A 24,961-nucleotide genomic window follows, 5' to 3' on the forward strand; every position below is an offset into this window, starting at 1 on the left:
CACGGGAGGGAGGGGGAGGGATGGCGTCGCAGCGCACCGCGCTGGTCCTCGGCGGCGGAGGGATCACAGGCATCGCGTGGGAGATCGGCGTGCTGGCCGGGCTGGCCGAGGCGGGCGTCGACCTGACCGGTGCCGATCTGGTCGTCGGGACGTCGGCCGGCTCGGTGGTGGGCGCGCAGGTGACCTGCGGCGGGACTCCGGACTTCCTCTTCGAGCGGCAGCTCGAGCCGCCGTCGGCGGAGCGGGTCGCGCGCATGACGCGGGCGAACCTGGCCCGCTACGGCTGGGCGATGCTGGCCAGCCGGGGCCGGGACGTCGAGTTCCGCCGCCGGGTCGGCGCGCTGGCGCTCAGGGCCGAGGCGGCCGGGCTGACGCCGACCGAGCAGGAGCGGCTCGACGTCATCGGCTCGCGGCTGCTCAGCAGGGAGTGGCCCGAGCGGCGCCTGGTCGTGACCGCGGTCGACGCCGTCACCGGGGAGTTCCGGCCGCTCGACCGCGACTCCGGCGTCCCGCTGCTGCGGGCGGTCGCGGCGTCGTGCGCGGTGCCCGGCGTCTACCCGCCGGTGACCGTCGACGGCCGGCGCTACGTCGACGGCGGCATGCGGTCGGCGTCCAACGCCGACCTGGCGCGCGGCTACGAGCGGGTCGTCGTCCTGGCGCCCATCGCCCGCGGGGTGGGGCCGATGACCGCCGTCGCCGCGCAGGTGGGCGCGCTGGGCGCGCAGGCCGCCGTCGTCACGCCGGACGAGGGCAGCCGCGCGGCGATCGGCCGCAACGTGCTCGACCCGGCCGCCCGCGCGCCCTCGGCGCGGGCCGGCCGGGCCCAGGCGAAGACGGTCGCCGACCGCGTCGCCGCCGTCTGGAACGGAGGCTGAGGACGCAGGTTTGCTGCGCCTGCAGCCTCCGCTCGACTCAGGGACGGCGCCAGAGCCAGAGGCCGACGCCGGCGAACCACAGCGGCAGCAGGTAGGTGACCGCCCAGCCGACCGGCGGCAGCGCCAGCCCGACGGCGAGGACGGCGCTGACCACCGCCAGCGCCCGCGAGGTCCGGTGCGCCGCGACGGCGACGGCGGCGAGGAAGCCGACCCCCACCCACGCCGAGAGCGGGTGCGCCGCGTTCGTGAGCACCAGCGCGGCCTCGGTGGCGCCCGGCGTGACGGCACCGTCGAAGACCTGCGTCCCGACCGCCACCGCCGCCGCGAGCGCCACGAAGGCGGCGGCCAGCAGCAGCACGTGCGCGGCACCGAGCACGGGCAGCAGCCGCACCGCGGCGCCGTCCCGCTCGCGGCCGAGCCGGGTGGCCAGGCCGGCGGCCACCGCGCTCGCCAGCACGGCGTAGCCGCCGAGCAGCACCGCGGCGGGACCGATCGCGCTGCCCTCCAGCGCGGCGGCCGCCTCGGCCGGGCTGCCGGCGCCGCCCAGCGGGTCGGCGAACAGGACGGCGGCCCCGGCGAAGGCCGCGAGCGCGCCGACGCCGGCCAGCGCGGGCAGCGGCGCGCGGGCGGGGCGGCGGACGGCGGGGGCGGCCACGGGCGTGGTGGTCATCGGGTCCTCCTGGACGACGGGCGCGGGCTCGCGCCGGGCACCGTCCAGCGTCGGCAGGACGGGCGCCGTCGTCGTCCGCCGCCGGAGGCATCCCGCCTCTGCCGCGCGGCAGACCCGGGTCGCCCGCACGGACGATCCCGCGGGACCGCCGGCCGCCCTACGCTCCCGCCATGTCGGGCATGGCGAGGCGCTGGCGGGCCCTGCCGCTGCAGGCGCGCGACGGCCTGCTGGCGCTGGTGCTCACCGTCGTCGGGCAGGTCGAGCTGCTGGTCGCCGACGAGGTCGCCGGCCCCCGGCCGCTGCAGCACGTGGCGTTCGCGGTGATCACGCTGAGCCTGGTGGCGCGCCGGTCCCGCCCGCTGGCCGCCACCGTGACCGGCGCGGCCGGGCTGGCGTTCCAGACGGTGGTGGGCGAGGCGCCGGTCGTCGCCGGCTTCGCCGCGCTGCTGGTGCTCACCTACTCGGTGGCCCAGTACGCCGACAGCCGGCGCGACGCCGTCCTCGGCCTGGTCGTGGTGCTCGCCTCGGTGGCGGTCTACCCGTTCGTCGCCGAGGAGGTGAGCGCGGGCGACGAGGTGGCCAACCTGGCGATCCCCGCGATCATCTGGGTCTTCGCCCGGCTGGCGCGGGAGCGGCTGGACCGCGCCGTGCTCGCCGAGCGGGCGGCGCAGGCCGCCCGGGAGCGGGTCCGCGAGGGGGAGCGCGCCCGGGAGGCCGCGCTGGCCGCCGAGCGCCGGCGGATCGCCCGCGAGATGCACGACGTCGTCGGCCACGGCGTCACCCTCATGCTGCTGCACGCCGACGCCGCCCAGGCCGCGCTGCAGGGCCGCGAGCCCGCGGCCGCCCGGGCCCTCGACGTCGTCCTGACCGCCGGCCGGACGGCGCTCGACGACCTGCACCGCCTGCTGCGCGTGCTGCGCGAGGAGACCGCCGAGCCACCCGGCACCCTCGCCGACCTCGACCGCCTGCTCGCCGCGGCGCGCGCGACCGGGGTCGACGCCCGGCTCGTGGTCGAGGGCGGGGAGCGCCCGCTGCCGGCCGGGGTGGAGGCGACCGCCTCGCGGGTGGTGCGGGAGGCGGTGACCAACGTGCTCAAGCACGCCGCCGCCGGCCGGCTGGTGGTCCGGCTGCGCTACGGCGAAGACGAGCTCGGGATCGAGGTGACCGACGACGGCTCGGGCGCCGGCGGTGGGCCGTCGGCCGGCCTCGGGCTGGCCGGGCTGCGCGAGCGGGTCGCCCTGTTCGACGGCCGGCTGACCGCGGGCCCGCGGGCCGACGGCGCGGGGTGGCGGGTGGCCGCCGTCCTGCCCGTGCCGGCCGCGGTCGCCGCATGAGCGTCCGGGTGCTGCTCGCCGACGACGAGGCGCTGGTGCGGGCCGGGCTGCGGATGATCCTCGAGGCCGAGCCCGACCTGGAGGTGGTGGGCGAGGCCGGCGACGGTGCCGAGGCGGTGGCGCTGTGCCGGCAGCTGCGCCCCGACGTCGTCCTGGTCGACCTGCGCATGCCCCGGGTCGACGGCATCGCCGCCGCCCGCCGGATCAGCGGCGACCCCGACCTGCGCACCGCCGTCGTCGTGCTCACCACGTTCGACGCCGACGAGCACGTGGTCGAGGCGCTGCGCGCCGGGGCCACCGGGTTCCTGCTGAAGTCGATGCCGCGCGAGCAGCTGGCCGCGGCGGTGCGCACGGCGGTCGGCGGGGAGGCGCTGCTCGCGCCCGCGCTGCTGCGCCGGCTGCTCGACGACCACGTGGCGCGCGCCGGGCGCCGTCCCGCCCCGCTGCCCGGGCTCGACTCGCTCACCGCGCGCGAGGTGGAGGTGCTGCGGCTGCTGGCCCGCGGGCTGTCCAACGCCGAGATCGCCGACCGGTTGGTGCTCGGCGAGGGCACGGTGAAGACGCACGTCGCCCGGGTGCTGGGCAAGCTCGGCGTCCGCGACCGCGTGCAGGCCGTCGTCGTCGCCTACGAGTCCGGCCTGGTGCGTCCGGGGGAGTAGCGGAGTCCCACGGCGCGGAGAGCGCGGCCGTGGGACTGCGCTGCGGCTCAGACGGCGGGCTCGGAGACGAGCGAGCCGGCCTTGTGCTGCTTGCGCAGCTCGGTCTTGAGGATCTTGCCGCTGGGGTTGCGCGGCAGCGGCCCGCCGACCGAGTACTGCCGCGGGTTCTTGTAGCGGGCCAGCCGCTCCTGGCACCACGCGGCGAGCTCCTCCGGCGTGGGCGGGTCGGCCGGGTCGCGCGGGGAGACGACGGCCAGCGGCGCCTCGCCGTACCGGGTGTCCGGGACGCCGATCAGCGCCACCTCAGCCACCTTCGGGTGCGCCGCCAGGACGTCCTCGACCTCGGCGCAGTAGATGTTCTCCCCGCCGGAGATGATCATGTCCTTCTTGCGGTCGACGACGTAGTAGTAGCCGTCCTCGTCCTGCCGCACGAGGTCGCCGGAGTGGAACCAGCCGCCGGCGAAGGCCTCCGCCGTCGCCTCGGGCTTGTTCCAGTACTCCTTCATGACCATCGGGCTGCGGTAGACGATCTCGCCGACCTCCCCCCGGGGGACGTCGTTCATCAGCTCGTCGACGACGCGGACCTCGACGTTGAGCATCGGCGTGCCCACCGAGCCGATCTTGCGCACCGAGTCCTCGCCGCGCAGGAAGCAGGTGACCGGGCTGCACTCGGTCTGCCCGAACGCGGTGATCACCTCGGCCTGCGGGAAGGTGTCGATCATCGCGCGCAGCAGGCTGGTCGAGGCCGGCGCGGCGCCCCACGAGATCCGGTGCAGGTGGGAGAGGTCGCGCTGCTCGATGCCGGGGACGGCGACGACCGCGGCCCACATCGCCGGCACCATGAAGATGCTGGAGATCTTCTCCCGCTCGATCATGTCGAGCGTGGCCACGGGGTCGAACGCCCCGGACTTGATGATCACGTTCGTGCCGCCGAGCAGCAGCGGCGGCAGCCCGCCGGCCAGGCCCGCGATGTGGAACAGCGGCGCCCCCGGCGCGGCCACCCGGTCGTCGGGGTTCCAGCCGAGGTGCGTCACCTGGCTGAAGACGTGCATCAGCAGGTTGTGGTGGGTGAGGACGGCGCCCTTCGGCCGGCCGGTCGTGCCCGACGTGTACATGATGAACGCCGGCTCCTGCTCGTCGACCGCGACGTCCAGCGGCTCGGCCGACGCCGCCGCGACCGCCGCCTCGTACGGCTCGCTGCCCGGCCCGCACGCGGCCTCGCCGATCACCAGCACCGTGCCCACGTCCGGCGCCTGCTCCAGCGCCTTGGCCGCCACCCCGGCCAGCGGGTCGTCCACGACCAGCGCCGTCGCGCCGCTGTCGGCGAGCACGTAGGCCACCTCGTCGGCGACCAGCCGGAAGTTCACCGGGACGACGATCGCGCCCAGCCGGACGCCGGCCAGGTAGGACTCCCACACCTCGATGCCGTTGAGCCCCAGGACGGCGACCCGGTCACCGACGCCCACGCCGCGGTCGGCGAGCGCCCGCGCCAGCCGGGTGACCCGCTCGTCGAGCTCGGCGTAGGTGCGGCCGGTCCTCTCGAAGCGGACGGCGCTCACCTCCGGCGTCGTCCGGGCCCAGCGCGCGAGCTGGTCGGCCATGGTCATGCCGCGGCCCCGCAGGGTGGGGATCTGGACGGTCATGCGCTGCTCCCTCGGGCCGCCGGCGTGTGACGCCGGTCATGCTGGCCGTGATGTGACGTGACGGTCAACCCTGACCGTGTCGCGGCGGCGGGACGGGAGCGCGCCGGGCCGGCGTCCGCGCCGAGGCGCCCACCACGAGCGGGTTGAGGAGCACCGCGTCGAACTCCGCGGCCTCCGCCCGCAGCCGCCGCTCGAAGGTCTCGGGTCCGACCTCGGCCGCGGTGGTCACGCCGGTCATCTCGAACGCCGGCAGCAGGCTGGTGACGTCGCCGCCGACGATCGACAGGCCCACCGCGCCGCCGCCCTGCTCGACCGGCGTGGCGGCGGTGAGCGTGGTGCGCGCCAGGCCGGCCGCGGTGAACACCGCCGCCAGGCGCAGCGCCATGTCGACCGGGCGGCCCAGCCGGCGGAAGGTCTCGAGCACCCAGCCGTTGAACGCGGTCAGCAGCGGCAGCTCCGGGTGCGCGGCGCGGGTGGCCAGCGCGACGTCCAGGAACGCGACCACCCCGCCCGGCCGGACCAGGTCGGCGGCCAGCGCCACCTGGGCCACCGGGTCGTCGAGGTGGACGAGGATCAGCCGCCCGACCACCGCGTCGAGGGTCTCCCGCGGGCGCCAGGTGGTGACGTCGGCCTGCTCGAAGCGCACGTTGGCCAGCCCCGCCTCCGCGGCGCGGCGCCGGGCCAGCTCCAGCGGGCGCTCGGCGCCGTCCACCCCGACGACCGACCCCATCGGCCCGACGCGCGCGGCGACGGCCAGGGTCACGTCGCCCGGGCCGCAGCCGAGGTCGGCCACCGCCATCCCCGGCCGCAGACCCGCGGCGTCCAGCCACGCGTCGGTGGCCGGGCCGTACACCCGCGAGACCGCCGCCAGCCGGGCCATCTCCGGATCGGCCGAGCCGAGGACGTACTCGTGGACGCGGACCTCGTCCATCCCGCCATGCTGGCCCGGCCGGGGCCCCGGCGTCACCCCTCGGGCGCGCCGTACAGGTACCGCCGGGCGAGCCGCTTCCAGAGCGCGACGTGGGGGTCGGTGGCGGGTGGCCGTTCCTCGAACGCGTAGACGATCGCGACGCCGCGCATGCTGGTGAACAGCAGCTCGCACAGCTCGGCGTAGAGCGCCGCCGCGGCGATCTCCGGCCCCCAGATCTCGTCGGCGACGGCGCCGATCGCCGCGCGCAGCCGCCGCTCCTGCGCCCGCAGCGCCACCCGCAGCTCGGCGTCGGTCCGGGCGGCCACCCACAGCTCCATCGCCGCCCAGAACGGCGGCTCCTGGAAGGTGGCCCACATCAGGTCCAGCGCCCGGTCGACCCGCTCGGGCCCGGTGGGCTGGTCGGCCATGAGCGCGGCCGCCCGGTCGCGCAGCTCGGTCAGCCGGGTGGTGACCAGGTGCTCGGCCGCGGCGACCAGCAGCTCGCCGCGGGAGGGGAAGTGGTGCAGCAGGCGGCCGCGGGAGACCCCGGCGCGGGCCTGCACCGCGAGCGTCGAGGCGCCGGCGTAGCCGTCCTCGACCAGGCAGGTGACCGCCGCCTCGAGGATCAGCGCGCGGCTGTCGGCGGTGCGCCGGGCCCGCGCGCTGCCGGGCGCGGGCGGGCCGGTGGGCAGCGCGGTCACCGCGCGAGCGTAGGGCCCGCCGGCCCTGGCAGTCACCGTTGACCGTTCCGGAGGAGCGGTGCGAGGGTGAGCCGGGTCACCCCCTCGACGGAAGGCAGCCGCGCGTGGACTTCGACGACACCCCCGACGAGGCGGCCTACCGGGCGCACGTGCGCGCGGTCCTCGACGAGCACGCGGGCGAGCTGCTGCACACCGCGCCGGGTGAGGAGTCGCCCGACGCCGGCCGGCACGAGGCCGAGTTCCGCCGCACCCAGCGGGTGCTCGCCCTGGCCGGCCTGGTGGGCGTGACCTGGCCGCGCGAGCACGGCGGGCAGGGCGGCACGCTGGTGCAGCAGGCGATCGTGGCGCAGGAGCTGGCCCGCGCCCGGGTGCCCCCGCTGATCAACCACATCGGCCTGGGCATGTGCGGGCCGACCGTCATCGCGCACGGCAGCGAGGACCAGAAGCACCGCTACCTGGCCCGGCTGCTGCGCGCCGACGACGTCTGGTGCCAGCTGTTCAGCGAGCCGGCGTCGGGGTCCGACCTGGCGGCGCTGCGCACCACCGCCGTCCGCGACGGCGACGACTGGGTGGTCAACGGGCAGAAGGTCTGGACGACGCTGGCCCACGTCTCCGACTTCGGGATCCTGCTGACCCGCACCGACCCCACCCGCCCGAAGCACGCCGGGCTGACGATGTTCGTCGTCGACATGCACGCCCCCGGGGTGACGGTGCGGCCGCTGCGCCAGATGGCCGGCGGCGCCGGGTTCAACGAGGTGTTCTTCGACGACGTGCGCATCCCCGACGCCGAGCGGCTCGGCGAGCCGGGGGAGGGGTGGCGGGTCGCGCTCACCACGCTGATGAACGAGCGGGTGGCGATCGGCGGGGCCGGCACCGACCTCGGCCAGCCGGTGGAGTCGCTCGTCGCGCACGCCCGCGACCGGCTGCCCGCGCTCGACCCGGAGCGGCAGGCGGTGGCCCGGCAGGCGGTCGGCCGGGCGGTGGTCGCCTCGCTGGCGACCCGGTACACCGGCTACCGCCGGTTCACCGTGCTCAGCCAGGGCGGCATCCCGGGCCCGGAGGCCAGCGCCGGCAAGCTGGCCGGCACCGCGGCGGCGAAGCTGGTGGCCGACGCCGGCGTGCGGCTGCTCGGCGACGAGGCCGTCTACTGGGCCACCGCGGACGGTGACGACACCTGGCAGCGCACCCAGGCGTACCTGCCCGGGCTGGCGATCGCCGGGGGCACCGACCAGGTGCTGCGCAACATCCTGGGCGAGCGCGTGCTCGGCCTGCCGCCGGAACCCCGCTCCGACAAGGACCAGCCGTTCTCCGGGGGGACGCGGTGAACTTCGACCTCGACACCGACCAGCGCGACGCGGCGGCCGCGGCGCGGGAGTTCTTCACCGAGCAGGCCTCGCCGGGTGCCGCCCGGGACGCGCTCGAGGGCGGCGCGGTCCGGCCGGGGCACAAGGCCCTGGCCGAGATCGGCTTCCTCGGCATCACCGTGCCGGAGGCGGCGGGCGGTGCCGGGCGCGGGCTGCTCGACCTCGCCGTCGTGGCCGAGCAGGCCGGCGCCGTGCTCGCCGGCCCGTCGCTGGTGACCGCCGCCCGCGCCGCGGTCCTGCTCGCCGACGAGCCGGGGCTCGCCGCGCGGCTGGCCGACGGGTCGACCGCCTTCGCGGTCGTCGACGGGTCCGCCCCGGCGATCGACGCGGTGGGGGCGACGGCGTTCCTGGCCCTCGACGGCGACGACCTCGTGCTCGGCGAGGGCGAGGCCACCGCCGGCCGGCCGATCGACGCCACCCGCGGCCTGGCCACGGTGCGGCTCACCTCGCGGCGGGTCCTGCGCCCCGGTGCCGGCGAGCTGTGGACGCGGGCCCGGCACGCCGGAGCCGTGGTGCTGGCGGCCGAGGACCTCGGCGCGGCCGACCGCGCGGTCGCCCTCGGTGTGGCCTACGCCCAGGAGCGCGAGGCGTTCGGGCGGCCGATCGGCTCCTACCAGTCGGTCAAGCACATGCTGGTCGACGCCTGGGTGGGCGTGGAGACGCTGCGCTCGCTGGTGTGGTGGGCCGCGTGGGCGGCCGACGCCGCGCCCGGCGAGCTGCCGCTGGCCGCCTCCGCGGCCAAGGCGCAGGCCGCGGGCGCGCTCGAGCGGGCCGCCGAGACGCTCATCCAGGTGCACGGCGGCATCGGCTTCACCTGGGAGCACGACGCGCACCTGTTCTGGCGGCGGGCCAAGGTCGACCGGCTGCTGCTCGGCGACGAGGCCGAGCACCTCGACGCGGTCGCGCGGCTCGCCGTCGCCGGGGCGCTGGGGGCGTGAGCGGCTACGCCGAGATCCGGTACGAGGTCGCCGACGGCGTCGCCACGATCACGCTGCACCGGCCGGAGCAGCGCAACGCCTTCACCGCCACGATGGCCGACGAGCTGGTGCGGGCCGCCGGGGTGGCCGACGCCGACGACGCGGTGCGGGTCGTGCTGGTCACCGGGGCGGGGCGGCACTTCTGCGTGGGCGCCGACCTCAGCGGCGGCCGCGACACCTTCGACGTCGACCGCGTGGCGAACCGCCCCAGCGGGCCGATGAGCGAGACGGTCGGCGGGGTGCCGCGCGACCGCGGCGGGGTGGTGTCGCTGGCGTTCGCCGCGCTGCGCAAGCCGGTGGTCGCCGCGGTCAACGGCACCGCGGTGGGCGTCGGCGCCACGATGACGCTGCCCATGGACGTGCGCATCGCCGCGGAGTCGGCGCGCTTCGGGTTCCCGTTCGTGCGCCGCGGCATCCTGCCCGAGGCGGCGTCGGGCTGGTTCCTGCCGCGGGTCGTGGGCATCAGCCGGGCGGTGGAGTGGGTGGCCACCGGGCGGGTGTTCGACGCCGCCGAGGCGCTGGCCGGCGGGCTGGTCTCCCGCGTCGTCCCCGACGACGAGCTGCTCCCCACGGCGCGGGCGCTGGCCGCCGAGATCGTCGAGAACACCTCGGGGGTCGCCGTGGCCGCCGCCCGCCGGCTGCTGTGGTCGATGCTCGGCTCGCCCACCCCGTGGGACTCCCACCGCCTGGAGTCGCAGGCGCTGATGGCCCTCGGCGCCGGCCCGGACGCCGCCGAGGGCGTCACCTCGTTCCTGGAGAAGCGCCCGGCGCGGTTCACCGCCCCGCTCGACGACGTCCCCGTCCCGCCCTGGCCTCAGCTCCCGGACGACGTGGCGCCGGGCTCGCCCGGGCGCACCAGCCCCGACTCGTAGGCCAGGACGACGGCCTGCACCCGGTCGCGCAGGCCCAGCTTGACCAGCACCCGGCCCAGGTGCGTCTTCACCGTCGCCTCGCCCAGGTGCAGTGCGGCGGCGATCTCGGCGTTGGACAGCCCGCGGCCGACGAGGCGCAGCACCTCGGTCTCCCGCTCGGTGAGGGCGGCGAGCGCCTCGGGCCGGCGCCCGGGTGGCGGCCCCCCGACGAACCGCTCGACCAGCCGCCGGGTCAGCGACGGGTGCAGCAGCGCCTCCCCGGCGGCCACCGTCCGGATCGCCGCGGCCAGCTGCTCGCGCCGCACGTCCTTGAGCAGGAAGCCGCCGGCGCCGGCCTTCATCGCGTCGTAGAGGTACTCGTCGGCGTCGTAGGTGGTCAGGATCAGGACGGCGGCGCGCAGCCCGGCGCGGGTGATCGCCTGCGTGGCGGCCAGCCCGTCGAGCACCGGCATCCGGATGTCCATCAGGACGACGTCGGGGTCCAGGAGGCGCGCCCGGGCCACCGCCTCCCGGCCGTCGCCGGCCTCGCCGACCACCTCGAGGTCGGGCTCCAGGTCGAGCAGCAGCCGGAAGCTGTCGCGGATGAGCGCCTGGTCGTCGGCGACGAGGACGCGGATCACGCGGGCTCCGCCGGCAGCGGCAGGCGGGCGTGCACGGCGTAGCCGCCGCCGTCGGCCGGGCCGGTCTCGAGGGTGCCGGCGTAGGCGGCCACCCGCTCGCGCATGCCGAGCAGCCCGCGCCCGCCGCCGGGCACGGCCGCGGCGGTCTCGCCGCCGTCGTCCAGCACGACGACGTCGAGCACCTCCGGCTCGTAGCGCAGGCTCACCCCGACCCGGGCGCCCCCGGCGTGCCGGGCGGCGTTGGTCAGCGCCTCCTGCACGATCCGGTAGACCGCCAGGCCGAGCCCGGTGGGCAGCCGGCGCGGGGTGCCGGAGACGGCGAGCCCGACGTCGAGGCCCGAGGCCGCCGCCGAGCCGACCAGGTCGTCGAGGTCGTCGACCCCCGGCTGGGGCGCGAGCGGGCGCCGGACGTCGTCGTCGCGCAGCACGCCCAGCAGCCGGCGCATCTCGGTCAGCGCCTCCCGCCCGCTGCGCTCGATGACCTCCAGCCGCCCGCGCACCCGTGCGGGGTCGCGGTCGAGCAACCCCTGCGCGGCCATGGCCTGCAGGACGACGAGGTTGACGTGGTGGGTGACGACGTCGTGCAGCTCCCGGGCGATGCGGGCGCGCTCCTCGGCGACCGCCACCCGGGCCCGCGCCTCGGCCAGCTCCTTCTCGGCGGCCAGCGCCCGCGCCCGCCGCGCGCCGGCCACCACGCCGCCGACCAGCGGGGCCACGAAGAGCAGGGTGTTCCACCAGAGCGCGGACCAGGCCGCGTCGGCGCCGGCCCGCCAGGCCCCCGGGTCGTACCAGTCGTGCACGAACAGGCAGACGACGGCGACCGCGAGACCGGCGACCAGCTGCCGGCGGGTGCCGTACGCCGCGAGCGCGTACAGGCTCACCCATGCCGGCCACACGAGGAACAGGCCCTCGGCGCCGACTCCGCTGAGGAAGGAGTGCAGCGCGACCGGCGCCCAGACGCCGACGATGGTCGCGAACGGGCGCGTCCGCCGCCAGAGCAGCGCGGCGGACGGCACCAGCATGAGCGGTGCGACCCACCAGCGGCTGCCCACGAGCGCCCCGTCGCTGGCCGCGAAGACGCCGAGATCGAGCAGGACGAGCACGGTCAGGACGGCGGAGCCGGCGGCGAGGCCGACGTCCACGGCGCGAGCCCGGATGCCCACGGCGGAAACGTAGCGGCGCTCCGGGCCGCGCGGGTCCCCTGCAGGTCGCACCGGGATCAGCCCACGGGTGGAGAGGGAGAGACCCCGAGCGGACGCGGGAGCGGGCGCTGCGGCGCCACGGTGACGTCGTCCCGCTCCCGCTCCGGAGGTCACCGTGTCCAAGATCCTCGACCGCGTCGCCGACGCCGGCGGCATCCTGTTCGTCGTCCTGGTCTTCACCGGCTACGTGGGGTTCGTGGCCCCGCACATGCCCGCATCGCTCGCCGATCCCGAGGCGGTCCGCGCGCACCTGGTGGACCACCCGCCCACGACCGGTCTGTGGGTGGGCGCCTGGCTGGAGGCGACAGGCCTGGCCGCGCTCGTGCTCCTGGCGACGCGGATCGCCGCCCGGATCCGCGCCGCGGATCCGGGCGGCTGGTTGCCGTCGGCCGCCGTCGGCCTCGCGGTCGCCGCGTTCACCGTGAAGCTGGCGTCGTTCGCCCCCACGATCGCCGCCCTCCACGTCGGCCGGTACGACGCCGGCACCGTCACCGCGCTGCTCGACCTCAACGACTCCGCCTTCGGGCTGAGCTGGGCGCTCGACGGGGCGTTCGCCCTGCTGCTCGGCCTGGGCGCGCTCGCGGTGGGTGCGCTGCCGCGGTGGCTGGCGCTGCTCGGCGCGGTCGCCGGTGCCGCGGTGCTGGTGGGCACGGCCGTCCCCGCCGTCTACGACCCGCTGCAGCTGGTGTTCCTGGTCTGGGCGGTGACCGCCAGCGGCTGGCTGCTGCTGCGCGGCGACCGTGCCCCCGTCGCCCTCGCGGTACCGGCCTGAAGCGGGGCGGGACCGCTCCGCTTCAGCGCTTCTTCAGCGCCCGGGTCGACCGTCCTCGCATCCGGAGCCACCCGGCTCCCTCCCGAGGAAGGCACCCACCGTGAACCGCTTCTCCCGCAACCTGGTCCGCGCCACCGTCCCCGTCGCCGCGCTCGCGTTCGGCGTCGCCGTCGCGGCCCCCGCCTCGGCCGCCGACGTCGCGTACAACGCCTACGACACCGACGGCAACGGCTACGCCGACGCCTACGGCTTCGACGCCAGCTACGACGGCTGGGAGGACACCTGGGCGATCGACTGGAACGAGAACGGCTACGCCGAGCAGATCGCCGAGGACACCGACCTCGACGGCTACGCCGACACCTGGTCGTTCGACTCGAACGAGGACGGCTACGTCGAGGAGGTCGGCATCGACACGACCTACGACGGCCAGCCCGACGTGTGGGGCGTGGACGAGGACGTCGACGGCTACGCCGACTGGCTGTACTACGACACGAACGACGACGGCTACGCCGACTACTACGAGTCGGCCTACGCCACCTCCTACGCGTACGCGTCGGTCAGCTACGTCTTCGTCGAGGCGTACGGCTACACCTACTGGGAGGTGAGCTACCAGTACGGCTACGGCCTCACCGACCGCGACGAGGACGGCGCCGTCGACCGGCTGGCCGCGGGCGAGCCGCAGGCCGTCGCCTCCACGACGCCGGACGGCTCCGCGGTCGTCGAGGACGCGCTGTCCGCGCTGCTGCCGCTCTGAGCCGCCGGGTGGGCCGTCTCGCCCAGACCGACGCCCAGATCGACGCTCAGACCGACGCGATGCCCAGCGCCCGGGCCCGGTTCGCCAGAGCCGGGACCCGGGCGCCGCTGTCGGTCACCCCGAGCCGGCGGCACAGCCGGCCCAGGACGGCGTCGACCTCCTCGGCCGGCACCGCCAGCGCCTCGGCCAGCAGGTCCTCCGCCCGCCCCCCGCGGAACGCCTCCGCCGGCGCGGCCAGCACGGCGCCGAGCACCGCGGCCTCCTGCGGCGGCAGCCCGCCGAGCAGCGCCACCGGCGCGTCGAGGGTGACCACCGTCGACTCCTCCGCCGCCCGCCGCGCCCGGCTGGAAGAGCGGAACAGCAGCGCCGTCTCGCCCACCCGCACCACCGCCCCGTCGCGCAGCAGCCGGCGGCCGCGCACCACCGTCCCGTCCACGAGCGAGCCGTTCCGCGAGGAGTCGACCAGCACCCAGCCCAGCCGGCACCACTCGAGCCGGGCGTGGGTCCGCGACACCTCGGGGTCCCAGGCGAGGGTGACCGCGTTGCCCGGCGCCCGGCCGATCGTCACCGGTGACCGCGCCGCGTCCAGGACGACGACCCGCTGCTCGCCCGCCGCGTCCCGGAACAGCAGGAACGGCCGGCTCTCCCGCTCGACCCCGCGCAGGTCCTCGGTGGCCAGCACCGCGCGCTCGAGGTCCCGCAGCTCCGGCCCCGGGTCGGCGCCGAGCTCCTCGCTGAGCACCCGCCGTCCCTCCCGCAGCACCGCCAGCGCGTCGGCCGCCCGCCCGCTGCGGTAGAGCGCCAGCACCAAGAGCGCCCGCAGGTGCTCGTCCAGCGGCGCCGCGCCGACCGTGTCGGCGAGCTCGGGCACCACCTCGGCGTGCCGGCCCAGCGCCAGGTGCGCCTCCATCCGGGTGCCGACGGCGGCCAGCCGCTCCTCGGCCAGCGCGGCGAGCTCGGCCTGCAGACCCGGCTCGTCGGCCAGGTCGGCCAGCGCGGCGCCGCGCCACAGGCCGAGCGCCTCGTCCAGGTCGGCGACCGCCTCGGCGGCCCGTCCCCGGCGCAGCGCCGCGCGGCCGCTCTCCACCGCGGCCCGGAACCGCAGCAGGTCCAGCTGGTCCGCGGGCACCTCCAGGGCGTAGCCGGGCTCGCGGCGGACGACGGTCAGCCCGCTGCCGCCGGCCGTCAGCAGCTTGCGCAGCGTCGACACGTGCACCTGCAGGGTGTTGCGGACCTTGTCGTTCGCCTCCTCGCCCCACAGCAGGTCGACCAGCCGGTCGGCGGAGACGGTGCGGCCGGCGGCCAGCAGCAGCGCGGCCAGCAGCAGCCGCTGCTTGCGCCCGCCGAGGGGCAGCGGCCCGCCCCCGGCGTGCACCTCGAGCGGCCCGAGCACCCGGCACTCGGTGCCGGTCCCGGTGCCGGTCTCGATGTCCGGGGGCGCGACCACGGCGGCATGCTGCCACGCTTTCGGCGCCGAGCGCGGAACTGCTCTCGGCGCCGAAGCGGGGTGGCCGCCCTCAGCGGGCGGTGGTGAGACCGCGGCGGTTGAGGACGCCGCGCTCGAGCGGCGCGAACACCAGCAGCTCGATCGCCACACCCACGACGAGGATGAGCGCGATCGACGTGATCACCAGTGACATCTGGGACAGCTCGCGACCGATGTTGAGCAGCTGACCGAGGCCCTGCCCCAGCTCCGGGGAGTAGGTGATCAGCTCGGCCGCCATCAGCGAGCGCCAGGCGAACGCCCAGCCCTGCCGCAGCCCGCCGAGGTATCCCGGCAGGGCGGCGGGCAGCAGCACGTGCCGCACACGGCCGACTGCCGAGAGCCCCAGGACGCGCCCGACCCGGTCGAACAACGGGGGAACCTGCTTCATGCCGGTCAGCAGGCCGTTCGCGATCGACGGGACGGCGCCCAGCAGGACGACGGTGTAGATGGCGGCGTCGGACAGCTGGAACCAGATGATCGCGGCCGGCACCCAGGCGACCGACGGCAAGCTCTGCAGCCCGCTGACGATCGGACCGATCGCGGCGCGCAGCCACCGGCTGCTCCACATGGCCAGGCCCAGCAGCGTCCCGATGACCAGTGACAGGGCGAAGCCGATCGCGCCCCGGGAGAGGCTGGTCCAGATCGCCTCGGCCGCGCGCCCGTCCTGGACGGTCTCCCAGAAGACCTCCGCGACGTCGGCGGGTCCGGGCAGCGCATACGACGGCTTGACCTCCGCGAGGTAGGCGAGCTGCCAGACACCGACCAGGGCGGCGAGGAAGGCCAGTGGCGGCAGCACCGACCGCACGAACCGCCGGCCGAGGCCCGGCCCGGGCGGTGGCTGGATGCCCGTCTCGAGCTCGTCGAGACCCGCGACGACGGCGCGGTCCTCGGCGATGTTCGAGGTGTCGGCGGATCCCGCGGCGCGCTGCAGGTCAGTGGCCATGGCGGCTGATCTCCCGGTGCAGCTCGGTGGTGATCTCGGCGGCCAGCGCGCTGACCGCCGGCGACTCGATCGTGCGGGGATGGCGGATGTCGATGTCCCACTCCTTGACGATCCGTCCGGGCCGCGAGCCCATGAGGACGACGCGCTGACCGAGCCGCACCGCCTCCCGCACGTTGTGCGTGACGAACACGATCGAGAGGCTCTGCTCCGCCCACACGCGGGCGAGCTCCTGGTGCAGGACGTCACGGGTGATGGCGTCCAAGGCGGCGAACGGCTCGTCCATCAGCAGCACGGAGCTGTCCTGGGCCAGTGCCCGGGCGAGCGCGACGCGCTGGCGCATGCCACCGGAGAGCTCGTGCACCCGCTTGCCGCCCTGACCGCCGAGGTTCACCACATCGAGGAGCCGCTCGGCCTCCGACCGCCGCTGCGCGCGGCCGACGCCGCGTGCCTGGAGCGCGAGCTCCACATTGCGGGCCGCGGTCAGCCACGGGAGCAGTGCCGGCTCCTGGAACATCAGGGCCGGGCGCTCGGCGGAGACCTCGATCCGGCCGGCCGTGGGCTCCAGGAGCCCCGCGACGAGGTTGAGCAGCGTCGACTTGCCGCACCCGGAGGCGCCCAGCAGGCAGACGAACTCGCCCGGCGCCACCGTGAGGTCCACCCCGTCGAGCACAGCCGGTGCGCCTCGTCCGAATACCTGCGACACGTTCTCGACCCGGACCGCCGCCGTGTCGGGGCCCGCCGGAGCGGCCCCCGTCCCGGCCGCGGCCAGGTCCTGTGTCCGGACGCTCACGACGTCCATCCCCGGTTCGTCATTCCTCCCCCAGTCCGCCGGCCGACACCGGTTCCAGGCCCTGCTCTTCCAGGATCGAGTTGAGCTCGCGCAGGTCGTAGATGCCGGCCAGGTCGACCTCCTCCTCGGTGGTCCCCGCGGCGGCGCCGTTCTCGGCGGACTGCTGCAGGGCCGAGGCGATCGGGTCGTAGGTGACCGTCAGCTCGCTCCAGGCCCGGTCGAGGACGGACGCGTCGAGCGACTTGCCGCCGGCGGCGTCCAGAGCGGCGTTGACCGCCTCCTTGGCGGCCTCGGGGTCGCTCCCGGCGAGTTCCACGGCGGCGACGTGCCCGCGCAGGAGCGCGGCGACCGTGTCGGGGTACTGCTCGAGGAACTCCGTTCGCACGATCAGGTGCGTAGTGACGAACTCGCCGCCGGGCCACAGGTCCTTCTCGTTCACGAGGACCTGACCACCGTGCTCCAGCACGAGCAGCGAGGCGGTCGGCTCGGGCACCCACGCGCCGTCGAGCTCGCCCGAGTCGAACAGGTTGGGGATGTCGCTGTTCGGCGTCGGTGAGATCGTGACGTCACCACCGCCCTCCACGCTGTTCTCGAGGCCCTGCTCGGTGAGCCAGGTGCGCAGCGCGACGTCCTGCGTGTTGCCGAGCTGGGGGCTGGCCAGCGTGGCGCCCTCGAGGTCGTCGGGAGAGTCGATGCCCTCCCGCACGACGAGCTGCGCGCCGCCGGATGCCGCGCCGGCGATGATGCGGATGGCGTCGCCGTCGCTCTGGCCGTACGCGTTGATGGTCGGGCTGGGGCCGATGTAGGCGGCGTCGAGGGCGCCGCCGAAGAGCGCCTCGACCTCGTCCGGGCCGGCGTTGAAGACCTGGGTGGTGAGCTCGGTGTCGCCGAGCTCGTCGGCGAAGAGGCCGTTCTGGACGCCGATCAGCGCGGCGGCGTGGGTGACGTTGGCGAAGTAGCCGAGGCGGAGCTCGGCGGGCGCGCCCGAGCCGCCGTCCTCGGCGGCGTCGCTGCTGCCGCCGCAGGCGGCGAGACCCAGGGCCACCGGAACGGCGGCCAGGGCCGCGAGCGTGCGGCGGAGAGTGGTGCGGGACATGGGGTGGGGCTCCTCTGGGGCAGAGGGCACGCAGGCACCGCGGGACGGCGCGAGGCAGGGCGCGCGTCGGCGACGGCCGCGCGCCCGGGGAACTGGGGCGTGCGGTCAGACGCGCATACAGAGGCTGGCGCTCAACCGGCCGTGGTCGAGGTGGCGGCAGGCCACGAGGAGGAGCGCAGACACCGCGCAACCATAACCTTCACCAAGTCCACCGGAAAGGTGGACTTTGTTGCGTTGGTGTGACGACCGGCACAGGCGGCGGAACTGGCCCGCCTCAGAAGGTGAAGGCGCCGGCCGGGGGCTCGAGGTGGCGCAGCAGCGTCTCGCCGAGGTCCCGCATCGCGGCGACCTGCTCGGGGGAGAGCTGGTCGAACAGGTGGGTCCGCACGCTCTCGACGTGGACCGGCGCAGCAGCCTCGAGGGCGGCGAACCCCTCGTCGGTGAGGACGGCGAGCAGCCCGCGGCCGTCGTCGGGGCAGACCTCCCGGCGCACCCAGCCGCGCTCCTCCAACCGGGACACGGCGTGCGAGAGGCGGCTGCGCGACGACAGGCAGCGGTCGGCCAGCTGGCTCATCCGCAGGCGGCGGTCGGGCGCCTCGGAGAGGCTGACCAGGATCTCGTAGTAGGCGTGCGAGATGCCGGTGGCGTGGGTCAGCTCGCGGTCGAGCCGGTCCTGCAGCAGCATCGAGCTGAACAGCCAGGCGCGCCAGGCCTTCTGCTCCTCGGCGTCGAGCCAGCGCGGAGCCCGCGCCGCGGCGGCGGGCTGTGAGGAAGGCGACACCTGCGTGGTCATGCCTCCAGCGTACTAGCGGAATAGTCAAGCTCTCAACTACGCTAGCGACGGGCAGAAGGTACAACGCTCAACGACCTCTGAGGAGCACCACCCGTGACCAGCACCCAGACCACCCAGATCCCCGGCTACGTCGTCGGCACCTGGGACGTCGACGCGTCGCACTCGACCGTCGGCTTCTCCGTCCGCCACATGATGGTCAGCAAGGTCCGCGGCTACTTCCGCGAGTTCACCGGCGAGATCGTCACCGCCGAGGACCCGGCGCAGTCCACGGTGACCGCCTCCATCGACCTGGGCTCGATCGACACCCGCCAGGACCAGCGTGACGCGCACATCCGCTCCGCCGACTTCTTCGACGTCGACAACCACCCGCACATGACCTTCCGGTCCACCGCGGTGCGCACCGACGGCGCCGACTGGTTCGTCGACGGCGAGCTGACCCTCAAGGGCAACACCAAGCCGGTCACCCTGGCCCTCGAGCTCAACGGCTTCGGGCCGGACGCCTACGGCGGCTACCGCGCCGGCTTCTCGGGCAAGACCGAGATCAACCGCAACGACTTCGGCGTCGACATCAAGATGCCCATGGACGGCGGCGGCGTCGTCGTGGGCGACAAGGTCTCCGTCGAGCTCGAGATCGAGGCCGTCCTCCGCGCCTCCTGAGCCTCCCCGAACCCTCACCGAGAGGCCCCCGGCGTCCTGCCGGGGGCCTCTCGGCGTCTTCACAGGTCGGAGGCAGCCGCCTCCCAGCCGCGCGGACGACGGTGGGCGGGTGAGGACCGCCGCCCCCTGGCTCGTCACCGCGGCGCGCCTGCTGCTCGGCGGCGTGCTGGTGGTCGCCGGCGCGCTGAAGCTGCCCGACCCGGCGGCCGCCGTGCAGGCGGTGCGCGCGTACCGGCTGCTCCCCGAGGCGCTGGTCGGGCCGGTCGCCTTCGGCCTGCCCGTGGTCGAGATCGCGGTCGGGCTCGCCCTGCTCGTCGGGGTCCTCGTGCGGACGGCGGCGCTGTCGGCCGCCGTGCTGCTCGCCGTCCTCACCGCGGCCGTGGCCTCCGCCTGGGCCCGCCGCCTGCAGATCGGCTGCGGCTGCTTCGGCGGTGGGGGAGAGGTGGCCGCGGCCGACACCGCCTACCCCGCCGAGGTGCTGCGCGACACCGCGCTGCTGCTGGTCGCCCTCGCCCTCGCCCGGTGGCCCCGCTCGCGGCTCGCCCTGGGCGGCCGACCCCTGCCCGTGGAGGAGTGCGCCCGTGTCCGGTGACGCCGAGCGCGCCGCCGCCCGCCGGCGCATCGCCGAGCAGCGCGCCGCGGAGGCCGCCGCCCGCGCCCGCGCGCAGCGCCGCCGCCGTCTGCTCGGCGGGCTGGTCGCCGCGGCGCTGGTGGCCGTCGCCGTCGTCGTCGTCGTCGCGATCGTCGTCCAGGGGCACCGCACCGCGACCGCCGCCGACGCCGCGACCCCCGCGCACACCACCGACGACGGGACGGCGGTCGTGGTCGGCTCGGCCGACGCGCCGGTGACGGTCGACCTCTACGAGGACTTCCAGTGCCCGGTCTGCAAGGACTTCGAGGACGCCGCCGGGGCGACGCTGGCCTCCTCCGTCGCCGACGGCACGGTCCGGGTGCGCTACCACGGCATGGCGTTCCTCGACACGAGCGCCAACGACGACTACTCCACCCGGGCGCTCAACGCGGCCGCCGCCGTCCTCGACACCGCCGGTCCCGACGCCTTCGAGGCGTTCCACGACCTGCTCTACGCCAACCAGCCCGCCGAGGGCGGCGCCGGCCTGACCGACGACCAGCTGGTCGACTACGCCGCCCAGGCCGGCGCGAGCGGCGAGCAGGTCGAGCAGGCCGTCCGCGACCTCACGTACGGGGGCTGGGTGCAGCGGGTCACCGACCAGGCGTCGCAGGACGGCGTCACCGGCACGCCGACCGTCCTGGTCGACGGGCAGCAGCTCTCCGACCTCACCGCCGACGCGCTGAGCAGCGCGGTCTCCGCCGCCGCCCAGGGCTGAGGGGGCAGGATCCGTCCGGGCGGGTTCCAGGCGGACGGGGGAGTCGGTGGCTCGGCGCGGGCGGTGGCGGTCGACGCCGTACGTGCTGCTCGCCGTCGGCTCCCTGGTCATGCTGCTGGCCGGCTCCGCCGCCGGGCGGTACTCGCCCGGCTGGTTCGACCCCGGCGACCCCCTGCCGTGCGGCTGCTCGCCCGCGGAGGCGGCCGCGGCCCGCACGTCGCTGTGGATCTGGGTCGCCGTCGGCGCGGGCGGTGTGCTGGCCGGGGCGCTGCTGCTCGTCCGGTGGCTGGACCCGGCGCCGCGGCGGCCGGCGGGCCCGCTGCCGGCGGCCGCGCACGCGCTGCTCGCCGGCATGGTCGGCTTCGTCGTCCCCGTGGTGCTGTTCCTGCCGGTGATCTTCCTGGTGCTCGTCGGCGACCACCTCGTCCCGCTGGCCGCCCTCGGGGCGTGGCTCGTCCACGCCGCGGCGGTCGCCGGGGCGGACCGGGTGGCCGGTGCGGCCTGGTCGTCGCCGCGCCGGTCGTGGCTGACCGGCCTCGCGGCGGGGGCGCTCGGGTCCGGCGCCGCGTGGGCGGTGCTGCTGGCCGGGCCGACGGCGCGGAACGCGGTGCCCGCCGTCGTCGACGCGGCGGTCGTCGCGCTGACCGTGCTGGCCGCGCGCACCCTGCTCGCCCCGCGCGGCAGCGGGAGCCGGGCCGGCCGCGCGGCCGGCGCGGCGGCCGCCGCGGTCGCGGTCGCGCTGGTCGTCGTCGCCGTCCTGGTCCCCGCCGTGCTGCTGCCGCGCCCGGAGCCCGTCGTCGCCGCGGATCCCGCCCCGGCCGCGCCGACGACGCAGCCGCCGGTCCCACCCCCGACCAGCGCTGCGCCGGTGCCGGCGACCACGGCGCCGCCGCCGGTCGAGGCCGAGGTGCCGTGCGGCCCGGCGGACCTGCGCTTCTCGGTCACCGGCTGGGACGCCGCGATGGGCGCTCGCGCCGCCGCCGTCGAGGCGACCAACACCGGGACGCGGCCGTGCTGGGTGGAGGGCGTGCCCGTGGTGACGCTGCTGCAGGGCGGCCGGCCGCTGACGCTGGTCGTGGAGCAGGGCCAGAGCGCCGACGGCTCCCCGCCGGTCGTCCAGCGGGTCGGCATCGCGCCGGGCGGGCACGCCTACGCGCTGCTGGACTGGCGCACCTACGCCGGGTGGGCCGACGCCGAGACGCCGCAGTCGGTCACCGTCGCCCTCGCGCCCGGTGCACCGGCCGCCGACGCCGCGGTGGTCGGCGGCCCGGGCCCGGCGCCCTTCGACCTCGCCGACGGCGGCACCTGGGGCATCGCGCCCTGGGCGCCGCCGTGGAGCTGAGCCCGGGGACACTGGCGGCATGGCCGTCTCCTCGCCGACCCGCACCCGCCTCCCGTCCTCGGTGCTCGTGGCCGTCGGGCTGGCCGCGGGCTTCGGCGTCGCGCAGGGCACCGGGGTGCGCGCCCTGGGCGGTGCGCTGCTGGCGGTGTGCGGGGTGGGCGCGGCGGCGCTGTGGGCCCGCCGCCGCGGCTGGCCGGTCGCCGTGGGGCTCGGGCTGCTCTACCTGGGGGCGTTCGTGCTGGCCCACGTGCTCGCCCTCGGCGTCGGCCTGAACTCCTGGCTGGCGGTGGGATTGGTCACGATCGCCTCCGCGGGGGTGACGTACCTGGTGGCCGACCGGGACGCCGCCCGCGCCTGACCGCGTAGCCTGGGAAGGTCGCCGGGCCGGCGGCCGTTACCAGAGATGCCGCGTGCGCGCTCGCCGCGGCGTCCCCGAATCCCCTGAGGTGCCTCTCCGCATGCCCACCCGCGACGACCTGCGCAACGTGGCGATCATCGCCCACGTCGACCACGGCAAGACCACCCTGGTCGACGCCCTCCTCCGCCAGGCCGGCGCGCTCGGCCGCGCCAAGGGCGAGGGCACGGACGCGGACACCACGCAGGACCGCGTCATGGACTCGATGGACCTCGAGCGCGAGCGCGGCATCACCATCCTCGCCAAGAACACCGCGATCCGGCTGGCCGACGAGGACGGCAACCCGGTGACGGTGAACATCGTCGACACCCCCGGCCACGCCGACTTCGGCGGCGAGGTCGAGCGCGGCCTGTCGATGGTCGACGGCGTCGTCCTGCTCGTCGACGCCTCCGAGGGCCCGCTGCCGCAGACCCGCTTCGTGCTGCGCAAGGCGCTCGGCCAGCGCAAGCCGGTGATCCTCGTCGTGAACAAGACCGACCGTTCCGACGCCCGCATCGCCGAGGTCGTGGACGAGACCTACGAGCTGTTCATGGAGCTGCTCGAGGACAACGGCCTGGGCGAGGAGGCGCTGGAGTTCCCGATCGTCTACAGCAACGGCAAGACCGGGCAGGCCTCGCTGACCCGCCCGGCCGACGGCACGTCGCCGGACAGCCCCGACCTCGCCCCGCTGGTGAAGACGCTGCTGGAGACCATCCCGGCGCCCACCTACGACGCCGAGGAGCCGCTGCGCGCGCAGGTCACCAACCTCGACGCCTCGCCCTACCTCGGCCGGCTGGCGCTGCTGCGCATCCACTCCGGCACGCTCAAGAACGGCCAGCAGGTCGCCTGGTGCAAGACCGACGGCAGCATCTCGCGGGTCAAGATCACCGAGCTGCTGATGACCGAGGGCCTCACCCGCACCCCGGCCGAGAGCGCCGGCCCCGGTGACCTGGTCGCCATCGCCGGCATCGAGGACATCATGATCGGCGACACCCTCGCCGACCCCGAGGACCCGCGGCCGCTGCCCCCGCTGACCGTCGACGAGCCGTCGATCTCGATCACCATCGGCATCAACACCTCGCCGATCTCCGGCCGCTCGGGCAAGAAGCTCACCGCCCGGCTGATCAAGAACCGGCTCGACCAGGAGCTGGTCGGCAACGTGTCGGTGCGCATGCTGCCGACCGACCGCCCCGACACCTGGGAGATGCAGGGCCGCGGCGAGCTGGCGCTGGCGATCCTGGTCGAGCAGCTGCGCCGCGAGGAGTTCGAGCTCACCGTCGGCCGCCCGCAGGTGGTCACCAAGGAGATCGACGGGAAGCTGCACGAGCCGATGGAGCGGGTCACCATCGACAGCCCCGGCGAGTACGTCGGCACGCTGACCCAGGCGCTGGCCGCCCGCAAGGGCCGCATGGAGAACCTGGTGCACCACGACACCGGCTGGGCGCGGCTGGAGTACGTCGTCCCCTCGCGCGGCCTGATCGGCTTCCGCACCGAGTTCCTCACCGAGACCCGCGGCACCGGCGTCCTCAACCACAACCTCGAGGGCTACGAGCCGTGGCAGGGCGACATGCGCGCCCGGCCGACCGGCTCGCTGGTCGCCGACCGCCAGGGCGTGGCGACGTCGTACGCGATGTTCTCGCTGCAGGAGCGCGGCTCGCTCATGGTGGCCCCGGGCACCGAGGTGTACGAGGGCATGATCGTCGGCGAGAACTCCCGCCCCGACGACATGGACGTCAACATCACCAAGGAGAAGAAGCTCACCAACATGCGGTCCTCGACCGCCGAGGAGCTCGAGCGCCTGGTGCCGCCGCGGATCCTCAACCTGGAGCAGGCCCTGGAGTTCTGCGCCGAGGACGAGTGCGTCGAGGTGACGCCGGGCGCCATCCGCATCCGCAAGGTGATCCTCGACCAGAACGAGCGCGGCAAGGCCAAGAACCGCAAGCCCAAGCTCTGAGCGTCGGGCTCGTCCGCCGGGCCGAGATGGCAGTTCGTGCCCGGCTGGGCGGCGTGTCCGCGCGTGTCCCGTGCACGAATCGCCTTCTCGGCCGGCGGAGGCGCGCGGCGCCTCGGCGGGGCGGACGTGGTGGTCCGGTCACGGGTCGTGGCGACGGGCCGGACCGTTCCGCCACGCCGCCCGCTCCTTGCCGCTGACCTGCGGACACGCCGACCTACGTTCAGATCGGACCCGTCTGACCGGCGGGTCGGGTTCGACAACGGGAAGGCGGCGCGAGCGCCAGATGACGATCACACGGACGGCCCTGGGCAGGAACGGTTTCCGGGGCGGGATCGACGTCCGCGTGAGTCTGCGGCACGACGCCGGGACCGCGAGCGACTCGGCGTTCGACGGCGCGTGGTGGCCGCGGGGCAACGACCTCACCGTCGAGCTGCCCGAGCTGATCGCCGAGCTGGGCCGCCGCGGCGTGCGGGTCGAGCGGTTCACCTACTCGCTGGAGGCGTGGGAGCAGATCCCGCGCAAGATCGCCGTGCTGGGCCGGGTGATCCGCACCGGCGGCTTCCGCAGCATGGACGCGCAGGTCGTCTGCATCAGCTGGGACGGCGGGGCGAAGCGGGCGGACCTGCTCGTCGTCCCGCCGGAGACCGACGTCGTCACCGGCGCCCGGGCGCTGCGGCTGTGCACCCGCCGCGGCCTGCCGCGCTCCCCGCAGATGGTGCTCGCCGCCGCGCGCGCCACCCCGATCCCGCAGGTGCCCGAGCTGACCCCCGCCTCCTGACCCTTGTCCGGCGCGGCTGCCGACGGGAC

At 75.9% G+C, this 24,961-nt stretch carries 26 protein-coding genes; 15 read left to right on the forward strand and 11 right to left on the reverse strand.

Annotation, left to right across the window (positions count from 1 at the left end):
* Positions 1 to 20 precede the first annotated feature (20 nt).
* Positions 21 to 875: a patatin-like phospholipase family protein gene (locus ACI8AF_RS10275; protein WP_456539595.1), complete on the forward strand. Its 855-nt coding sequence runs from the start codon at positions 21 to 23 to the stop codon at positions 873 to 875.
* 37 nt (positions 876 to 912) lie between these two features.
* Here the strand turns inward: ACI8AF_RS10275 and ACI8AF_RS10280 are convergent, their stop codons facing one another.
* A complete protein-coding gene (locus ACI8AF_RS10280) occupies positions 913 to 1,545 on the reverse strand; it encodes a hypothetical protein (protein WP_456539596.1) in 633 nt (210 codons plus the stop codon).
* Between the two features lie 170 nt (positions 1,546 to 1,715).
* Here ACI8AF_RS10280 and ACI8AF_RS10285 point away from each other — a divergent pair, with 170 nt between their 5' ends.
* Positions 1,716 to 2,879 (forward strand): sensor histidine kinase, encoded by a 1,164-nt coding sequence (locus ACI8AF_RS10285; RefSeq protein ID WP_456539597.1) that lies wholly within the window; start codon positions 1,716 to 1,718, stop codon positions 2,877 to 2,879.
* On the forward strand, positions 2,876 to 3,538 hold the full coding sequence (locus ACI8AF_RS10290; RefSeq protein ID WP_456539598.1) for a response regulator: 663 nt from the start codon (positions 2,876 to 2,878) through the stop codon (positions 3,536 to 3,538). The genes ACI8AF_RS10285 and ACI8AF_RS10290 overlap by 4 nt, the downstream gene beginning before the upstream one ends.
* A gap of 47 nt (positions 3,539 to 3,585) precedes the next feature.
* Here ACI8AF_RS10290 and ACI8AF_RS10295 read toward each other — a convergent pair whose 3' ends face one another.
* From ACI8AF_RS10295 to ACI8AF_RS10305, 3 genes are all read right to left on the reverse strand, one after another.
* Positions 3,586 to 5,181 carry a long-chain-fatty-acid--CoA ligase gene (locus ACI8AF_RS10295; RefSeq protein ID WP_456539599.1) on the reverse strand — a complete coding sequence of 532 codons (1,596 nt, stop codon included), beginning with the start codon at positions 5,179 to 5,181 and terminating at the stop codon, positions 3,586 to 3,588.
* Positions 5,182 to 5,245: 64 nt separating this feature from the next.
* Positions 5,246 to 6,112: a class I SAM-dependent methyltransferase gene (locus ACI8AF_RS10300; protein ID WP_456539600.1), complete on the reverse strand. Its 867-nt coding sequence runs from the start codon at positions 6,110 to 6,112 to the stop codon at positions 5,246 to 5,248.
* 32 nt (positions 6,113 to 6,144) lie between these two features.
* Complete coding sequence (locus ACI8AF_RS10305) at positions 6,145 to 6,792, reverse strand: TetR/AcrR family transcriptional regulator (protein WP_456539601.1); 648 nt, start codon at positions 6,790 to 6,792, stop codon at positions 6,145 to 6,147.
* 104 nt (positions 6,793 to 6,896) lie between these two features.
* Here ACI8AF_RS10305 and ACI8AF_RS10310 point away from each other — a divergent pair, with 104 nt between their 5' ends.
* The 3 genes from ACI8AF_RS10310 to ACI8AF_RS10320 are packed head-to-tail and all read left to right on the forward strand — an operon-like array spanning position 6,897 to position 10,005.
* The gene (locus ACI8AF_RS10310; RefSeq protein ID WP_456539602.1) at positions 6,897 to 8,117 is read left to right on the forward strand and encodes an acyl-CoA dehydrogenase family protein; all 1,221 of its coding nucleotides are present in this window, start codon (positions 6,897 to 6,899) and stop codon (positions 8,115 to 8,117) included.
* Complete coding sequence (locus ACI8AF_RS10315) at positions 8,114 to 9,094, forward strand: acyl-CoA dehydrogenase family protein (protein ID WP_456539603.1); 981 nt, start codon at positions 8,114 to 8,116, stop codon at positions 9,092 to 9,094. Before ACI8AF_RS10310 ends, ACI8AF_RS10315 begins: the two co-directional genes overlap by 4 nt.
* Positions 9,091 to 10,005, forward strand: coding sequence for an enoyl-CoA hydratase-related protein (locus tag ACI8AF_RS10320; RefSeq protein ID WP_456539604.1), 915 nt, complete (start codon positions 9,091 to 9,093; stop codon positions 10,003 to 10,005). Before ACI8AF_RS10315 ends, ACI8AF_RS10320 begins: the two co-directional genes overlap by 4 nt.
* Here the strand turns inward: ACI8AF_RS10320 and ACI8AF_RS10325 are convergent.
* Both ACI8AF_RS10325 and ACI8AF_RS10330 read right to left on the reverse strand, forming a co-directional pair.
* Positions 9,948 to 10,625 carry a response regulator gene (locus tag ACI8AF_RS10325; protein ID WP_456539605.1) on the reverse strand — a complete coding sequence of 226 codons (678 nt, stop codon included), beginning with the start codon at positions 10,623 to 10,625 and terminating at the stop codon, positions 9,948 to 9,950. The genes ACI8AF_RS10320 and ACI8AF_RS10325 overlap by 58 nt on opposite strands.
* The gene (locus ACI8AF_RS10330) at positions 10,622 to 11,788 is read right to left on the reverse strand and encodes a sensor histidine kinase (RefSeq protein ID WP_456539606.1); all 1,167 of its coding nucleotides are present in this window, start codon (positions 11,786 to 11,788) and stop codon (positions 10,622 to 10,624) included. Before ACI8AF_RS10330 ends, ACI8AF_RS10325 begins: the two co-directional genes overlap by 4 nt.
* Positions 11,789 to 11,942: 154 nt before the next feature.
* Between ACI8AF_RS10330 and ACI8AF_RS10335 the strand changes: the two genes are divergently transcribed.
* The gene (locus ACI8AF_RS10335; protein WP_456539607.1) at positions 11,943 to 12,599 is read left to right on the forward strand and encodes a DUF4386 family protein; all 657 of its coding nucleotides are present in this window, start codon (positions 11,943 to 11,945) and stop codon (positions 12,597 to 12,599) included.
* 100 nt (positions 12,600 to 12,699) lie between these two features.
* Positions 12,700 to 13,353, forward strand: a complete 654-nt coding sequence (locus ACI8AF_RS10340) for a hypothetical protein (protein WP_456539608.1) — start codon at positions 12,700 to 12,702, stop codon at positions 13,351 to 13,353.
* A 46-nt stretch (positions 13,354 to 13,399) separates the two neighbouring features.
* On the opposite strand, the gene ACI8AF_RS10345 is transcribed toward ACI8AF_RS10340, so the two are convergent.
* The 5 genes from ACI8AF_RS10345 to ACI8AF_RS10365 form a co-directional block, all read right to left on the reverse strand.
* The gene (locus ACI8AF_RS10345) at positions 13,400 to 14,800 is read right to left on the reverse strand and encodes a BTAD domain-containing putative transcriptional regulator (protein WP_456539609.1); all 1,401 of its coding nucleotides are present in this window, start codon (positions 14,798 to 14,800) and stop codon (positions 13,400 to 13,402) included.
* 70 nt (positions 14,801 to 14,870) lie between these two features.
* Positions 14,871 to 15,782: an ABC transporter permease gene (locus ACI8AF_RS10350; protein ID WP_456539610.1), complete on the reverse strand. Its 912-nt coding sequence runs from the start codon at positions 15,780 to 15,782 to the stop codon at positions 14,871 to 14,873.
* Positions 15,772 to 16,581 carry an ABC transporter ATP-binding protein gene (locus ACI8AF_RS10355; RefSeq protein ID WP_456539611.1) on the reverse strand — a complete coding sequence of 270 codons (810 nt, stop codon included), beginning with the start codon at positions 16,579 to 16,581 and terminating at the stop codon, positions 15,772 to 15,774. Before ACI8AF_RS10355 ends, ACI8AF_RS10350 begins: the two co-directional genes overlap by 11 nt.
* Before the next feature lie 10 nt (positions 16,582 to 16,591).
* The gene (locus ACI8AF_RS10360; protein WP_456539612.1) at positions 16,592 to 17,668 is read right to left on the reverse strand and encodes an ABC transporter substrate-binding protein; all 1,077 of its coding nucleotides are present in this window, start codon (positions 17,666 to 17,668) and stop codon (positions 16,592 to 16,594) included.
* 274 nt (positions 17,669 to 17,942) lie between these two features.
* Positions 17,943 to 18,461 (reverse strand): MarR family winged helix-turn-helix transcriptional regulator, encoded by a 519-nt coding sequence (locus tag ACI8AF_RS10365; RefSeq protein ID WP_456539613.1) that lies wholly within the window; start codon positions 18,459 to 18,461, stop codon positions 17,943 to 17,945.
* A gap of 93 nt (positions 18,462 to 18,554) precedes the next feature.
* On the opposite strand from ACI8AF_RS10365, the gene ACI8AF_RS10370 reads away from it, so the two are divergent.
* From ACI8AF_RS10370 to ACI8AF_RS10400, 7 genes are all read left to right on the forward strand, one after another.
* Positions 18,555 to 19,118 (forward strand): YceI family protein, encoded by a 564-nt coding sequence (locus tag ACI8AF_RS10370; RefSeq protein ID WP_456539614.1) that lies wholly within the window; start codon positions 18,555 to 18,557, stop codon positions 19,116 to 19,118.
* Positions 19,119 to 19,227: 109 nt separating this feature from the next.
* On the forward strand, positions 19,228 to 19,710 hold the full coding sequence (locus ACI8AF_RS10375) for a DoxX family protein (RefSeq protein ID WP_456539615.1): 483 nt from the start codon (positions 19,228 to 19,230) through the stop codon (positions 19,708 to 19,710).
* Positions 19,700 to 20,464 carry a DsbA family protein gene (locus ACI8AF_RS10380; protein WP_456539616.1) on the forward strand — a complete coding sequence of 255 codons (765 nt, stop codon included), beginning with the start codon at positions 19,700 to 19,702 and terminating at the stop codon, positions 20,462 to 20,464. The genes ACI8AF_RS10375 and ACI8AF_RS10380 overlap by 11 nt, the downstream gene beginning before the upstream one ends.
* Positions 20,465 to 20,510: 46 nt before the next feature.
* Entirely contained in the window at positions 20,511 to 21,806 is a 1,296-nt protein-coding gene (locus ACI8AF_RS10385; RefSeq protein WP_456539617.1) for a DUF4232 domain-containing protein, read from the forward strand.
* A gap of 19 nt (positions 21,807 to 21,825) precedes the next feature.
* Positions 21,826 to 22,164 (forward strand): hypothetical protein, encoded by a 339-nt coding sequence (locus ACI8AF_RS10390; RefSeq protein WP_456539618.1) that lies wholly within the window; start codon positions 21,826 to 21,828, stop codon positions 22,162 to 22,164.
* 100 nt (positions 22,165 to 22,264) lie between these two features.
* A complete protein-coding gene (typA, locus tag ACI8AF_RS10395; protein ID WP_456539619.1) occupies positions 22,265 to 24,154 on the forward strand; it encodes a translational GTPase TypA in 1,890 nt (629 codons plus the stop codon).
* 343 nt (positions 24,155 to 24,497) lie between these two features.
* Complete coding sequence (locus ACI8AF_RS10400; RefSeq protein WP_456539620.1) at positions 24,498 to 24,932, forward strand: DUF5994 family protein; 435 nt, start codon at positions 24,498 to 24,500, stop codon at positions 24,930 to 24,932.
* Positions 24,933 to 24,961 lie beyond the last annotated feature (29 nt).

This window comes from Blastococcus sp. SYSU D00669 (genome assembly GCF_054050715.1).